Here is a 14,347-nt window from a genome sequence, read left to right on the forward strand (position 1 = left end):
ATGAACTTCTCCAAATTCTTTATTTCACGGCCGATCTTCGCCGCAGTGCTGTCGCTGCTGATCCTGATCGCCGGTGCCATCTCGCTGTTCCAGCTGCCGATCAGTGAATACCCGGAAGTCGTGCCGCCAACCGTGGTGGTACGCGCCAACTTCCCCGGCGCCAACCCCAAGGTGATCGGCGAAACCGTGGCCTCGCCACTGGAACAGGCGATTACCGGTGTCGAAGGCATGCTCTACATGTCCTCGCAGGCTACCGCCGATGGCAAGCTGACCCTCACCATCACCTTCGCACTGGGGACCGACCTGGACAACGCGCAGGTGCAGGTGCAGAACCGCGTGACCCGCAGCGAGCCGAAGCTGCCTGAAGAAGTGACACGCATCGGCATCACCGTGGACAAGGCCTCCCCCGACCTGACCATGGTCGTGCACTTGACCTCACCGGACAAACGCTACGACATGCTGTACCTGTCCAACTACGCCGTGCTCAACATCAAGGATGAGCTGGCGCGACTGGGCGGCGTCGGTGATGTGCAGCTGTTCGGCATGGGCGATTATTCGCTGCGGGTCTGGCTCGATCCGAACAAGACCGCCTCACGCAACCTGACCGCCACTGATGTGGTCAATGCGATTCGCGAGCAGAACCGTCAGGTAGCCGCTGGCCAGCTGGGTTCACCGCCCTCCCCGAATGCCACCAGCTTTCAGATGTCGATCAACACTCAGGGCCGCCTGGTCAGTGAGGAAGAGTTCGAAAACGTGGTCGTGCGCGCCGGTGCCGATGGCGAAATCACTCGCCTCAAGGACATTGCCCGCATCGAACTGGGCTCCAGCCAGTACGCGTTGCGCTCGTTGCTCAATAATCAGCCTGCGGTAGCCATCCCGATCTTCCAGCGTCCCGGCTCCAACGCCATCGACATCTCCAACGATGTACGCGCACGGATGGCCGAGCTCAAGAAAAGCTTCCCGGAAGGCATGGACTACAGCATCGTCTATGACCCGACGATCTTCGTCCGCGGCTCCATCGAGGCAGTGATTCACACGCTGTTCGAAGCACTGATCCTGGTGGTGCTGGTGGTGATCCTGTTCCTGCAGACATGGCGCGCATCGATCATCCCGTTGGTGGCCGTACCGGTCTCGCTGATCGGCACCTTTGCGGTCATGCACATGTTCGGTTTCTCGCTGAACGCGCTGTCCTTGTTCGGCCTGGTGCTGGCGATCGGTATCGTGGTCGACGACGCCATCGTGGTGGTGGAGAACGTCGAACGGAACATCGAACTGGGCCTGGAACCGGTCGCCGCCACGCACAAGGCCATGGCCGAAGTGACGGGGCCGATCATCGCGACGGCGCTGGTGCTGTGCGCCGTGTTCGTGCCAGCGGCATTCATTTCCGGGCTTAGCGGGCAGTTCTATAAGCAGTTCGCGCTGACCATCGCCATCTCGACGGTCATTTCCGCCTTCAACTCGCTGACCCTGTCGCCTGCACTGGCGGCGGTGTTGCTCAAAGGTCACGACGCGCCCAAGGATCGCTTCTCGCGCTTCCTCGACAGAATGCTCGGCAGCTGGCTGTTCCGCCCGTTCAACCGCTTCTTCGAGAAAGCCAGCCACGGCTATGTCGGCACGGTCGCCAGGGTCATTCGCAGCAGCGGCATTGCCTTGCTGGTCTATGCGGGCCTGATGGTTTTGACCTGGATGGGTTTCGCCAGCACGCCGACCGGTTTCGTCCCGAGCCAGGACAAACAATACCTGGTTGCATTTGCCCAACTGCCGGACGCCGCGAGCCTGGACCGTACCGAAGATGTCATCAAACGCATGTCGGAGCTGGCCCTCAAGCAGCCTGGCGTACAAGACGCCATTGCCTTCCCGGGCCTGTCGATCAACGGCTTCACCAACAGCCCGAATAACGGCGTGGTGTTCGTGACCCTCAAGCCGTTCGACGAGCGCAAGGACCCGAGCCTCTCGGCCAACGCGATTGCCGGCGCGCTGAACGGCCAGTTCGCCTCGATTCAGGAAGCCTACATGGCGATCTTCCCGCCACCACCGGTACAAGGCCTGGGCACCATCGGCGGCTTCCGCCTGCAAATCGAGGACCGTGGCAACCTCGGCTATGACGAACTGTACAAGGAAACCCAGAACATCATCGCCAAAAGCCGCAGCGTGCCGGAACTGGCCGGGCTGTTTACCAGCTACACGGTGAACGTGCCGCAAGTCGATGCTGCGATTGACCGCGAGAAAGCCAAGACCCACGGCGTTGCAGTCAGTGATATTTTCGACACGCTGCAGGTGTATCTGGGTTCGCTGTATGCCAACGACTTCAACCGGTTTGGCCGCACCTATCAAGTCAATGTCCAGGCTGAGCAGCAGTTCCGTCAGGATGCCGACCAGATCGGTCAGCTCAAGGTACGCAATAACCTGGGCGAGATGATCCCGCTGGCAACCTTCGTCAAGGTCAGCGACACCGCCGGCCCTGACCGCGTCATGCACTACAACGGCTTCATCACTGCTGAAATCAACGGTGCAGCGGCACCGGGTTACAGCTCTGGCCAGGCTCAGGCAGCGGTCGAGAAACTGCTTCGCGAGGAACTGCCGACCGGCATGATCTACGAATGGACCGACCTGACCTATCAGCAGATCCTTTCGGGCAATACCGCGCTGTTCGTGTTCCCGCTCTGTGTGCTGCTGGCGTTTCTGGTACTGGCAGCCCAATACGAAAGCTGGAGCCTGCCGCTGGCAGTGATCCTGATCGTACCGATGACCCTGCTCTCGGCGATTGCCGGGGTGATGATCGCCGGCAGCGACAACAACATCTTCACTCAGATCGGCCTGATCGTACTGGTAGGCCTGGCGTGCAAGAACGCGATTCTGATCGTCGAGTTCGCCAAGGACAAACAGGCTGAAGGGATGAGCCCGCTGGATGCGGTACTGGAGGCATGCCGCCTGCGTCTGCGGCCGATCCTGATGACCTCGTTCGCCTTCATCATGGGGGTCGTGCCTCTGGTGCTGTCCAGCGGTGCGGGTGCCGAGATGCGCCATGCGATGGGTGTCGCAGTGTTCTCCGGGATGCTGGGTGTCACGTTCTTCGGCCTGCTGCTGACGCCGGTGTTCTACGTGCTTATCCGTAATTACGTCGAACGCCAGGAGGCCCGCAAGGCCGCCAGGGTAAACAGCCAGCAAAACCTGCCTGCGGAGATGCATTGATGAGCGCGTACAAAGTCTTCATCCCGAGCCTGCTGGTCATGGCACTGGCGGCCTGCGCCGTGGGCCCCGACTACCGGGCACCGGTTACGGCGCCAGCGAAACTGGCGTCCGCCGCCCAGGGCAGCTATGACCGCAGCAAAGTGGACAGAGCCTGGTGGCAGCAGTTCGAGGACCCGACCCTCAATAAACTGGTAGCCAGGTCACTGGACGGCAACCGCGATCTGCGCGTCGCCTTCGCCCGGCTCAAGTCGGCGCGAGCCATTCGCGATGACGTCGCCAACGATGTGATGCCAGTGGTGACCAGCCGCGCCAGCAGTGACATCGGCAAGGGTCAGCAACCCGGCATCACCGAGCGCCGAGTCAACAGCGAGCGCTACGACCTGGGCCTGGACATGGCCTGGGAAGTGGACTTGTTCGGGCGCATCCAGCGCCAGCTGGAAGCCAGCGACGCCGATCAGGAAGCTGCAGAGGCCAACCTCTATCAGCTGCAGGTCACCCTGATTGCCGAGGTGGTCGACGCCTACGGCCAACTGCGCGGCGCACAGCTACGAGAAGCCATTGCCCGCGACAACCTGAAAAATCAGCAGAGTTCTCAGGACGTGACCACGCAACTGCGCGATGCGGGTGTGGGCAATGAGCTGGATGTGGTGCGTGCAGAGGCACGACTGGCCGCTGTCGAAGCGACCGTTCCGCAGTTGCAGGCCGAGCAGGCTCGCCAACGCAACCGTATCGCCACGTTATTGGGTGAGCGTCCGGAAAACCTCAGCGTCGACTTGAGCCCTAGCAAACTGCCGGCCATCGCCAAGGCCTTGCCGATTGGCGACCCTACGCAAGTGTTGCGCAATCGTCCCGACATCCGCGCAGCCGAGCGACAACTCGCTGCATCAACCGCACGTATCGGGGTCGCGACTGCCGATCTGTTCCCAAGGGTCAGCCTGAGCGGTTTTCTGGGCTTTACCGCCGGACGCGGATCGCAGATCGGTTCGTCAGCGGCCAAAGCCTGGTCGCTGGGCCCCAGCATCACCTGGGCGGCCTTCGATCTGGGCAGTGTCCGGGCGCAGATTCGCAGTGCCGACGCCGATGCCGAGGGCGCACTGGCCAACTATGAGCAGCAAGTGCTGCTCGCGCTGGAAGAGTCGGAGAACGCGTTCAGCGATTACGACAAACGCCAGCAGCGGCTGGTCTCGCTGATGCGCCAAAGCGATGCGAGTCGCTCGGCGGCCAGACTGGCCTCGGTGCAGTATCGCGAAGGCACGGCGGACTTCCTGGTCCTGCTGGATGCCGAGCGCGAGCGTCTGGCGGCCGAGGACGCTCAGGCGCAGGCAGAAATCGAGCTGTACCATGGCATTGTGGCTATCTACAAGGCACTGGGTGGTGGCTGGCAGCCTCAGGCCTGAACCTGAAAAACCGGTAAATCCGCCCCGCGCCCGATCAGGCCGCGGGGCTTTTTTTGCCTGAAATCCGGCTGCATCATGATTGCCGTTTGACAGCTGCCAGCCACTCCCCGAAGCTGCAACCCGTCAAGCATTGGAAATCGATATGCCCAGACTTTCTACCACGGGGTTATCGCCTCAACCCACTTCTCGACGTCGCTGGCTGATCGGCGCAGCGGCTGCAGCGCTGCTGGTGCTTTCGCTGGTTTTCTGGTGGTGGCGCATGCCCGTCCAGACCGCTCCGGCCAAGCTGAGTCATACCTATGCCCAGGCGCTGGAGCAGGCACAAGACGGCAAACCGGGTGCCGCGCGCGTGCTGTATCAACAGCTGGCACGCACTGACCTGTCTGACACGCAACGCATCAGCCTGCTCGCCGAACTGAGCGACTATCCCAGCCCCCAGGCCCTCAAGTTGCTCGACGCTGCGCTGAGTAACCCGTCCGCTCAAGTGCGCGAAGCGGCCATCGATGTCAGCGTCAGGCTGGTCTCCAACAGCCAGCGCAGTCTGTTGCTCGGCCCGTTGCTGGATGACGCCGAACAATCCGTCAGGTTTCGCGCCACCAGCGCCCTGCTCGGTCTCTCACCCGATGAGCTGGGCCTGTACTTTGCCGTTCTGCAGCAAAGTGCCGAGGCGTTTCAGGAGTCACTCAAGAGCCAGCCGCAAAGCGCACAAAACCAGCTGCAATTGGCCAGGCTGTATCTGCAGACCGGCGATCTGGAACCCGCGCTCGCGGCGCTACAGCGGGCCACCGCGCTGGACCCGGGCAATATCGAAGCAGCGCTGGCGCACATTGAATTGCTGGACCGCAAGGGCCAGGCCGAGCAGGCGCGCGGCCTTTTCGCACAGTTGCTGGAACACAACCCGGGCTCGTCCCTGCTCCAGCACGCGCTGGGCATGTGGCTGCTGAACCATGGCCAGGCGGAGTTCGCCGTGCTCAGCCTGGCCAAGGCCACGGAACTGGCACCCGATAACAACGACTATCGCTATGACCTGGCGGTTACCCTGCACTCGTTGAGCGAGCTCGAAGCGGCACAGCGCCAGTTGACCCAGATCGTTCAGAACCAGCCCGCCAATCGCAAGGCCAGGGTGCTGCTGATCCAGTACTGGAAAGAGACCGGTCAGTTGCAGAACGTGCAGATTCTGCTGGCCGAGCTCGAGCAGCAGAACCCGGATGACCCGGTGCTGCAACAGGGACTGTAGGGTCACAAACGCAACGCTGAAACGGGCGAAAGGCCATCTTTGCGTGGTCTACGCGCCTTTCAGCACGTGGCCTTCAGACATTTCCGCCATTTCCTCACCCGACACTCCTTTTGCCTGTCGGATATTTCTTTTTCTAAGCCATTCACTCTCTCATGGCACGTTTTCCATCCGTGGCTAATATCGGAAATAACTTACAACGCCCCTCTGCCTACAACACGGACATCATCCCCTATATCCAACATCGTCTCCCTGCGCCATTTAACGAATTTGAGAAAGGCTATTTTCTAACTGGAAAAAAAAGTGCATCATTTGCGGGCGACTGAGTTATAAATACGCTCTATCTGCGCAACGACAAGCCGCAAAGGCCAAGTTTCAGCATAGAAACCGCAGTATCGGGCACCCTCGAGTGAGCGAATCGACCTATCAGTTTTGTCTCATCGCTTTATAGGGCTGACAACAGCCATTACATTGTTGGAGTATATTAATTGTCCAGACTTGCCGAGTTTCGAGCAGCAGAGAAAGCCCTTCAGGAACAGCTTGCACAGCTGGAATCGTTGAAGAATGACGCGGGATTGAAGAAGGAGATCGAATTCGAGCAAAAGCTCCAGGACCTGATGGGCACCTACGGCAAAAGCCTGCGTGACATCATCGCAATCCTTGATCCTTCGAGTGCTACCTCGCTGGTCGCACCCGCAGGGCCAAAGCGTCGCCGTGCACGCGTGGTCAAGGTTTACCAGAACCCGCACACAGGCGAGCTGATTGAAACCAAGGGCGGCAACCATCGCGGCCTCAAGGCGTGGAAAGAGCAATACGGTGTAGACACTGTTGATTCATGGCTGCGTGCCTGATTGCAAGTTGTCACTTGAAGCCCTGCACTTGCAGGGCTTTTTTATCTCCGGCGCTGCAGGCCTTCACCTGCGCACTGCAGCGCTGTGCTCAGGCGTCATCACACAGTGCCTGTCGATCCGCAACGGGAATTCATATACATGATTAGGTGAACTGACCGGTTCGTATACTTCAATGCACCGGGTAAATGCCGCGAGAATAATGACGCCAATAAATCCGGATTATGCGATTCAGCACACAGTTACAAACCTGAACAGTTCCTGAAGTGTGTAGAGTAATTATTCAGTTTCACTGCGTGATGAGATACACCATTATTTGTTTCTCAATGAGTCGGCGCGCTGAAAAGCATCGACAGCGCAGCACAGCGGAGCTTCACACTTTTTTCACATGAACTCTCGGATGATGAAGACCGCTAAAGGAATAGCGCCCCATGCCCGCCTCGGCGGGCTTCTTTTTGTCTGCGAAAAGGCAGATGTCACTGCGTAACGTCCAGGCGCAGACTCTCGCGAATACGCAGTGCCTCATCCTTGTTGCTCGCATAGCCGTCTGCCGATCCCGCGTAGGACAACGACCAGGCCAGCTCCTTGCTGGCGGCCGCGACCAGCGTCTGGGTCAGCACGTGCACGCCATTCTGGGTAATGGTGCAGGTGGTTTCGAGTGCGGGCACCACGCTAAGCCGACTTTCACGGACATGCGTGCAGGCGCTCTGCAATCCGCTGCGCGCAAAATTAACCTGAACCGACTTGCGCATTTCCAGCAGAACGCCCTGGACATTGACTTCATGCCCTGGCGTAAGACGTGTCTGGGTGAGCTCCATGACCATCAGCGGATTTCCACTTTGATCGTTTTTCACCGCGCGCTGTCTGACCTGCACGGACGGTTGAACGGGCTCGCCCGACTCGGTCGGTATCGACTCGACCTCCCAGCCTGCGGGCCAGACGATCATTGCATCGGCGGCATGGACCTGTGCAGTGCCCAGCAGCAGGAACAGGCACAGGCCTGGCACGGAACGTCGGTGGTGCGAAAGGATCATGATCGGGTCGCCAAAACGGTTGACCGGAAATTCTGAGCCTGTTGTCGGCATCGAGCAAGGCCGACGCGACGTTATCCGCGCCGGGTTTGGCACTGCGCGCCCTGCCCCGTATCATTTGGCATTATTTGTACATTCTGTTGGAGACACATCGATGAGCTTGCACGAACTCAACACACTACCGGGCGTCACAGCCAATCCTGAAGCGGCCACCCGGCAGTTTGTGTTCAACCACACCATGCTGCGCGTCAAGGACATCACCAAATCGCTGGATTTCTATACCCGCGTACTGGGCTTCAGCCTGGTCGAGAAGCGTGATTTCCCGGAAGCCGAATTCAGCCTGTACTTCCTGGCGCTGGTCGACAAGGCACAGATCCCGGAAGGCGACGCTGCCCGCAACGAATGGATGAAGTCGATCCCCGGCATTCTGGAGCTGACGCATAACCACGGTACCGAAAGCGATGCCACAGCCTCGTACCACAACGGTAACAGCGACCCGCGCGGCTTTGGCCATATCTGCGTGTCGGTACCGGATGTGAAAGTCGCCTGCGAGCGATTCGAAAGCCTGGGCGTCGACTTTCAGAAGCGCCTGTCCGATGGCCGCATGAACAGCCTGGCCTTTATCAAGGACCCGGACGGCTACTGGGTAGAGATCATCCAGCCAACGCCGCTCTGAGCCTGCGCTGATCGCTCCGGCAAGGAACGATCAACGTAGAAAGCAAAAAGCCCCGTGATCGCTCACGGGGCTTTTTGTTTACCGCTGTCCGATCAGGCCGGTGCGGAGGTACGGATCAGGTGGTCAAAGGCGCTCAGGGAGGCCTTGGCACCTTCGCCCAGGGCGATGATGATCTGCTTGTACGGGGCAACCGTTACGTCACCGGCAGCGAAGATACCCGGCACCGAGGTTTCACCACGGGAATCGACCACGATCTCGCCACGCGGCGAAAGCTCGATGGCGCCTTTGAGCCATTCACTGTTAGGCAGCAGGCCGATCTGTACGAAGATACCTTCGAGCGGCACGGTGATCTCTTCGCCTGTGGTGCGGTTCTTGTAGCGCAGGCCGTTGACCTTCTGCTCATCACCGGTCACTTCAGTGGTTTGTGCACTGGTGATCACAGTCACGTTCGGCAGACTGTGCAACTTGCGCTGCAGCACTGCGTCGGCACGCAATTGCACGTCGAACTCCAGCAGTGTCACGTGAGACACGATACCCGCCAGGTCGATTGCCGCCTCGACACCCGAGTTACCGCCACCGATGACAGCGACGCGCTTGCCTTTGAACAGCGGACCGTCGCAGTGCGGGCAATAAGCCACACCTTTGTTACGGTACTGCTGCTCACCCGGCACGTTCATCTCCCTCCAGCGTGCGCCGGTGGCAAGGATCAGCGTCTTGGCCTTGAGGCTGGCACCGCTGGCAAACTTCACTTCGTGCAACTCGCCGGCTGCGCCAGGGATCAGCTTGTCGGCACGCTGCAGGTTCATGATGTCGACTTCGTACTGCTTGACGTGCTCTTCAAGCGCCACGGCCAGCTTCGGCCCCTCGGTATGCTGTACCGAGATGAAGTTCTCGATGGCCATGGTGTCCAGCACCTGACCGCCGAAACGCTCGGCGGCAACACCGGTGCGGATGCCTTTGCGGGCAGCGTAGACGGCCGCCGCAGAGCCAGCCGGACCACCGCCCACGACCAGCACATCGAAAGCCTGCTTGGCGTTGAGTTTTTCCGCCTGACGCGCACCAGCACCGGTGTCGATTTTGGCCAGAATCTCTTCCAGCCCCATGCGGCCCTGACCGAACAACTCACCGTTCAGATAGATGCTGGGCACCGACATGATCTTGCGATCGGTCACTTCGTCCTGGAACAGCGCACCGTCGATAGCGACGTGCTTGATACCAGGGTTCAGCACTGCCATCAGGTTCAGTGCCTGGACGACGTCCGGGCAGTTCTGGCAGGACTGCGAGAAATAGGTTTCGAAATGGAATTCGCCTTCAAGCGCGCGAACCTGTTCGATGGTTTCTGCACTGACCTTGGGTGGGTAGCCGCCGACTTGCAGCAGCGCCAGGACCAGCGAGGTGAATTCGTGACCCATGGGGATACCGGCAAAACGCAGGCTGATATCGTGGCCAGGGCTGCTCAGCGAGAACGACGGAGTACGTGCGTCGGTGCCGCTGTCATTCAGGGTGACGTCCTTGGAAACGCTGATCACATCATTGAGCAGTGCGAGCATTTCCTGAGACTTCGCGCCGTCATCAAGGGACGCGACGATCTCGATGGGGCGAGTAACCCGCTCCAGATAGGATTTCAACTGGGCTTTAAGATTGGCGTCCAACATGTGGCGGCTTCCTGTTTACAAAGGGTAGAAATAACAACGCCCAGGCGATTACCGCCCGGGCGTTTTTTGGGGCGATGCGGTTTACTTGCTCAAGAGCTCAACGCCCCCAGCCGATTCATGCGACTCAGATCTTGCCAACCAGGTCCAGGGACGGAGCCAGAGTAGCTTCGCCTTCTTTCCACTTGGCTGGGCAGACTTCGCCCGGGTGAGCGGCAACGTACTGAGCAGCCTTGATCTTGCGCAGCAGCTCGGAAGCGTCACGGCCAACACCGCCGTCGTTCAGCTCGACGATTTTGATCTGACCTTCAGGATTGATCACGAAAGTACCGCGATCCGCCAGACCGGCTTCTTCGATCAGCACGTCGAAGTTGCGGGAGATGGTCAGGGTCGGGTCACCGATCATGGTGTACTGGATCTTGCCGATCGCTGGCGAGGTGTTGTGCCATGCAGCGTGGGCGAAGTGGGTGTCAGTAGAAACGCTGTAGATTTCAACGCCCAGCTTCTTGAACTCTTCGTAGTTGTCAGCCAGGTCTTCCAGCTCGGTCGGGCATACGAAGGTGAAGTCGGCCGGGTAGAAGAATACGACAGACCACTTGCCTTTGAAGTCAGCGTCCGAGACGTCAACGAAAGCGCCGTTCTTGAATGCGGTAGCCTTGAACGGTTTTACCTGGCTGTTGATGATAGGCATCGGTATATCTCCTGATGGGTTGGATGGGTTGTGAATTCGATGAAGTGAAGCTTACGCATGATCGATGACAATCGCTCATTGGCAAACCTGATGTCACTGATTGCTTTTCACTATGAAGGCAGCTTATCGATAGAAGAAACCTTCGGATCGCTCCCAGCCTCCGATGGGCTCAGGAACGGAGCGGCATCAATGTAGCGCATCGCCGACTTGATGTCCCTCCAGCCTACATAAGACATCAGTGACTTGAGGTCCCAGCCGTTGCTGTGCGCCCAGCTTGCAAAACCGCGACGCAGCGAGTGGCTGGTGTAGCGCTCGGCGGCGATGCCTGCACGCTGGAGCGCCTGACGCAGCAACGGGATGACGCTGTTGGCGTGCAGCCCCTCCTCTTTAAGGTTACCCCAGCGGTCCACTGCCCGAAAGACCGGACCGCGTATCAGCGCAGCACAGTTGATCCACTCTATATAGGCCTGCACCGGGCACAGCCGCTGCAAGGCCGGTGTCTGGTAGGTGCGGCCCAGGTTGTCGCGATCGCCTTTGCTGCGTGGCAGATAAAGGCTGATTCCCGAGTTGGCGATGGCCTTGACGTCCTGTACCTGCAGGCGGCAAAGCTCGTCGCTGCGAAACCCGCGCCAGAACCCCAGCAGGATCAGCGCCGAATCACGTCGGCCGCGCAACAGACGCGGCTGATCGTGTTGTGCACTCGCTTCGCGTATTTCGATCTCCAGCCAGGCGATGACTTTTTCCAGATCCTGCAGCTGCAAAGGCTCGGCCTGCTTTTCCTGCGCCGGGTGCAGCGCGCGAATGCCCTTGATGACCTTGCGCACCATCGGTGCCTTGGTGGGATCGACAAAACCCTGGCTGACATGCCACTGGGCCAGCGCTGACAAACGCAGCTTCAAGGTATTCACCGACAGCGTCCCGGCATGGCTGGCCAGATAACGCGCCACGCTTTCGCTGGTCGCCGGCAGAAACCCGCCCCAGGTCACCTCGAAATGCTCGATGGCGGCCCGATAGCTGCGGCGCGTGTTGTCGCGGGTCGCCGCCTCAATATAGCGATCAACGTCGTCGTTCATGGCTCAAACCTGCTCGGGGTGTACCGGTAAAGGCGCTGCATAGGGACCTGACAGCGCCTGACACGGGATAATACGCCAATATCCCGTGTTAATTAATTCAAAAAATAGCTAATTATTTCAAAACATATAGTATGTAATTACAGAGTACATACCACAGTACGAAATCGTAGGAGACAGCATGGCCCGCGGCGGTGTAAACAAGGCATTAGTGCAGAAAGCAAGGGCGTCCCTGCTGTCCCGAGGCGAAAACCCGAGCATCGATGCGGTACGTATCGAAATGGGTAATACGGGGTCGAAAACCACCATTCACCGCTATCTGAAGGAGCTCGAATCCACGCAAGCCCCGGCGCCGGATATCAACGAGGAGTTGAGCGATCTGGTGGCTCATCTGGCCCAGAGGCTTCAGGAGCAGGCACAGGAACGTATTGATCAGGCGCACGATCAGCATCAGGCCGAGCGCGACATTCTTCAGCGGCAACTTGCGGCGACTCAGGAGCAGATCGGCCAACTGGAAAAACACGCACGGCAGCGTGAAGAGGCGCTGGAAAAGCAGGCTGCCGCCCTGCTCCATACGCAAGGCACACTGCAGGATGTGCAGACAGAACGCGCCCGATTGCTTCAGGCCCATCAGGACCTGGAGGCTCGTCTGCACGACAAGGACGGGCAGATCCACTCCCTGGAAGAAAAGCATCAGCATGCCCGCGAAGCGCTGGAGCACTATCGCAACTCGATCAGAGAACAACGCGAGCAGGAGCAACGACGCCACGAAAGCCAGGTTCAGCAGTTGCAAATGGAACTGCGACAGGCACAGCAAGGCCTGGCCATCCACCAGGAAAATATCACACAGCTCAATCGAGACAACGAAAGACTGCTGGCTGAAAATCGCACCACCCTGCGCGAACTGCATAGCCAGACCGACCAGCTGAAGCAAGCCAATACACAGAATGTCGCCTTCGCAGACCAACAGCAGCAGACCCACACCCAATGCGCACTGCTGGAAGAAAGGTTACGCAGCGCGCAGGACGAAAACGCCGCGCTCAAACAAGGCATGATCAATGCGCAGCAACAGAGCCGCATGCTGGAACTGTTGCTGACCAAGAAGGAAGCAGCACTGGAAAACCTGCAGATCAGACTCGATCAGCCGGACAAACCCAAAACCGCCAAGAAGAAGCCATCAGACAAGCCATGACCAGAAGCCTCAGGCAAGCGCGGCCTCGCCGCACGGCAGATGCAGATCAACCCGCGTCCCCTGACCTTCAGTGCTGTCTATACGCACGTGCCCACCAGTCTGCCGGGTAAAGCCATAGACCATCGACAAACCCAACCCTGTTCCCTGACCTACCGGTTTGGTGGTGAAAAACGGATCGAATACCTGATCGATAACGTCCTGAGCAATGCCGCAGCCATTATCTTCGACACTCAGCAGTACATAGTCGCCAGGCAGCAGACCGTCTTTCTGCGTCGCCAGCGTTAGCGAGCGGCTGCGCACGCACAGCCTCCCTCCGACAGGTACAGCGTCGCGAGCGTTGATGACCAGATTCAACAAGGCATTTTCCAGCTGATGCTCATCAGTGCGTACCGCACTCAACCCCTCCTCCAGTTCGATGTGCAGATGCGCATGGGCGCCGACCGTACCTCGCAACAACTCTTCCATCGAGCGGACCATGCAATTGACATCCACCACGGTGACGTTGAGCGACTGCCGGCGGGCAAATGTCAGCAGCCTGCGGGTCAGTGCAGCAGCCCGATTTGCCGAGCTTGCTGCGGCATCCAGGTAGCGCTCGACCTCACCGATCCGCCCGGCTTCCACACGCAGCCTGATCATGTCCAGTGCGCCAATCACGCCGGAAAGTACATTGTTGAAGTCATGGGCGATGCCCCCGGTCAACTGACCGATCGCATCCATTTTTTGCGCGTGACGCAAGACCTCTTCAGCCATCGCCCGCTCGGCAATTTCGGCCTGCAACAACTCATTGGTGGTTTTCAGCTCGCGCGTGCGCTCGACGACGCGCAACTCAAGACTCTCGTTGAGTTCGCGTAACGCTTCTTCTGCATTGACCTGGGCGGTGATATCGGTGTGAGTACCCAGCCAGTGGGTGATGTGGCCCCGTGCATCGCGCAGGGGTAGCGCGCGCGACAGGAACCAGTTGAACGCGCCGTCCTTGCCACGTATCGGGAAGGTATCTTCCCAGATCGAGCCGGTGGAAAAGCAGTATTGCAAACGCGCCATCACGCGCTCGCGATGTTCGGGATGCAGAACCGAGCGCCAACCCAAGGCCGTCATGGCCTCAAGCGAGGCGCCGGTATACGCATGCCAACGCTCGTTGTACCAGTGGACCTGCCCTCGGGGGCTGGCAGTCCAGGCCAATTGGCTCATGTTGTCAGCCAGTGTTCTGAACTGACGCTCGCTTTCACGCAAGGCATCAATGTACTGCGCGACTTCGCGGTCCTGCTCAGCCGAATGCAATGGCATTCTGGCCGGTGGTTGTTCTCTATTCACGTCGGGATCCATCCTCTTCAAGCCTTTACCCCGGAGCTCTTCCTGAACTCCGG

General features: G+C 59.2%; 11 protein-coding genes. 6 read left to right on the forward strand and 5 right to left on the reverse strand.

What is annotated here, in order from left to right; translation table 11 throughout:
• From GE543_RS02385 to GE543_RS02400, 4 genes are all read left to right on the forward strand, one after another.
• The gene (locus tag GE543_RS02385; protein ID WP_024665043.1) at positions 1–3,192 is read left to right on the forward strand and encodes an efflux RND transporter permease subunit; all 3,192 of its coding nucleotides are present in this window, start codon (positions 1–3) and stop codon (positions 3,190–3,192) included.
• Positions 3,192–4,589: an efflux transporter outer membrane subunit gene (locus GE543_RS02390; protein ID WP_103688635.1), complete on the forward strand. Its 1,398-nt coding sequence runs from the start codon at positions 3,192–3,194 to the stop codon at positions 4,587–4,589. The genes GE543_RS02385 and GE543_RS02390 overlap by 1 nt, the downstream gene beginning before the upstream one ends.
• A 142-nt stretch (positions 4,590–4,731) precedes the next feature.
• The gene (locus GE543_RS02395) at positions 4,732–5,826 is read left to right on the forward strand and encodes a tetratricopeptide repeat protein (RefSeq protein WP_103688636.1); all 1,095 of its coding nucleotides are present in this window, start codon (positions 4,732–4,734) and stop codon (positions 5,824–5,826) included.
• 485 nt (positions 5,827–6,311) lie between these two features.
• On the forward strand, positions 6,312–6,674 hold the full coding sequence (locus GE543_RS02400; RefSeq protein ID WP_002553302.1) for a histone-like nucleoid-structuring protein, MvaT/MvaU family: 363 nt from the start codon (positions 6,312–6,314) through the stop codon (positions 6,672–6,674).
• A gap of 473 nt (positions 6,675–7,147) precedes the next feature.
• Here the strand turns inward: GE543_RS02400 and GE543_RS02405 are convergent, their stop codons facing one another.
• Entirely contained in the window at positions 7,148–7,756 is a 609-nt protein-coding gene (locus tag GE543_RS02405) for a DUF4946 domain-containing protein (protein WP_003411236.1), read from the reverse strand.
• Positions 7,757–7,856: 100 nt separating this feature from the next.
• On the opposite strand from GE543_RS02405, the gene gloA reads away from it, so the two are divergent.
• Positions 7,857–8,378, forward strand: a complete 522-nt coding sequence (gene gloA / locus GE543_RS02410; RefSeq protein WP_003411239.1) for a lactoylglutathione lyase — start codon at positions 7,857–7,859, stop codon at positions 8,376–8,378.
• 92 nt (positions 8,379–8,470) lie between these two features.
• Here the strand turns inward: gloA and ahpF are convergent, their stop codons facing one another.
• The 3 genes from ahpF to GE543_RS02425 all read right to left on the reverse strand — a co-directional run bounded on the left by ahpF (position 8,471) and on the right by GE543_RS02425 (position 11,794).
• A complete protein-coding gene (ahpF, locus tag GE543_RS02415; RefSeq protein WP_003315309.1) occupies positions 8,471–10,033 on the reverse strand; it encodes an alkyl hydroperoxide reductase subunit F in 1,563 nt (520 codons plus the stop codon).
• Between the two features lie 124 nt (positions 10,034–10,157).
• Positions 10,158–10,721: an alkyl hydroperoxide reductase subunit C gene (gene ahpC, locus GE543_RS02420; RefSeq protein WP_002553298.1), complete on the reverse strand. Its 564-nt coding sequence runs from the start codon at positions 10,719–10,721 to the stop codon at positions 10,158–10,160.
• A gap of 110 nt (positions 10,722–10,831) precedes the next feature.
• The gene (locus tag GE543_RS02425; protein WP_153220508.1) at positions 10,832–11,794 is read right to left on the reverse strand and encodes a site-specific integrase; all 963 of its coding nucleotides are present in this window, start codon (positions 11,792–11,794) and stop codon (positions 10,832–10,834) included.
• 178 nt (positions 11,795–11,972) lie between these two features.
• On the opposite strand from GE543_RS02425, the gene GE543_RS02430 reads away from it, so the two are divergent.
• Positions 11,973–12,983, forward strand: coding sequence for a DNA-binding protein (locus GE543_RS02430; RefSeq protein ID WP_153220510.1), 1,011 nt, complete (start codon positions 11,973–11,975; stop codon positions 12,981–12,983).
• A 9-nt stretch (positions 12,984–12,992) separates the two neighbouring features.
• Here the strand turns inward: GE543_RS02430 and GE543_RS02435 are convergent, their stop codons facing one another.
• On the reverse strand, positions 12,993–14,267 hold the full coding sequence (locus GE543_RS02435; protein WP_153220764.1) for a PAS domain-containing sensor histidine kinase: 1,275 nt from the start codon (positions 14,265–14,267) through the stop codon (positions 12,993–12,995).
• Positions 14,268–14,347: the final 80 nt, after the last annotated feature.

Source organism: Pseudomonas sp. SZ57 (assembly GCF_009495975.1).
GTDB classification, from domain to species: Bacteria; Pseudomonadota; Gammaproteobacteria; order Pseudomonadales; family Pseudomonadaceae; genus Aquipseudomonas; species Aquipseudomonas syringae.

Coding starts and splice junctions, on each gene's coding strand:
- GE543_RS02385 (WP_024665043.1), top strand. CDS start 1: ATGAACTTCTCCAAATTCTTTATTTCACGGCCGATCTTCGCCGCAGTG.
- GE543_RS02390 (WP_103688635.1), top strand. CDS start 3,192: ATGAGCGCGTACAAAGTCTTCATCCCGAGCCTGCTGGTCATGGCACTG.
- GE543_RS02395 (WP_103688636.1), top strand. CDS start 4,732: ATGCCCAGACTTTCTACCACGGGGTTATCGCCTCAACCCACTTCTCGA.
- GE543_RS02405 (WP_003411236.1), bottom strand. CDS start 7,756: ATGCCGACAACAGGCTCAGAATTTCCGGTCAACCGTTTTGGCGACCCG.
- gloA (WP_003411239.1), top strand. CDS start 7,857: ATGAGCTTGCACGAACTCAACACACTACCGGGCGTCACAGCCAATCCT.
- ahpF (WP_003315309.1), bottom strand. CDS start 10,033: ATGTTGGACGCCAATCTTAAAGCCCAGTTGAAATCCTATCTGGAGCGG.
- ahpC (WP_002553298.1), bottom strand. CDS start 10,721: ATGCCTATCATCAACAGCCAGGTAAAACCGTTCAAGGCTACCGCATTC.
- GE543_RS02425 (WP_153220508.1), bottom strand. CDS start 11,794: ATGAACGACGACGTTGATCGCTATATTGAGGCGGCGACCCGCGACAAC.
- GE543_RS02430 (WP_153220510.1), top strand. CDS start 11,973: ATGGCCCGCGGCGGTGTAAACAAGGCATTAGTGCAGAAAGCAAGGGCG.
- GE543_RS02435 (WP_153220764.1), bottom strand. CDS start 14,267: ATGCCATTGCATTCGGCTGAGCAGGACCGCGAAGTCGCGCAGTACATT.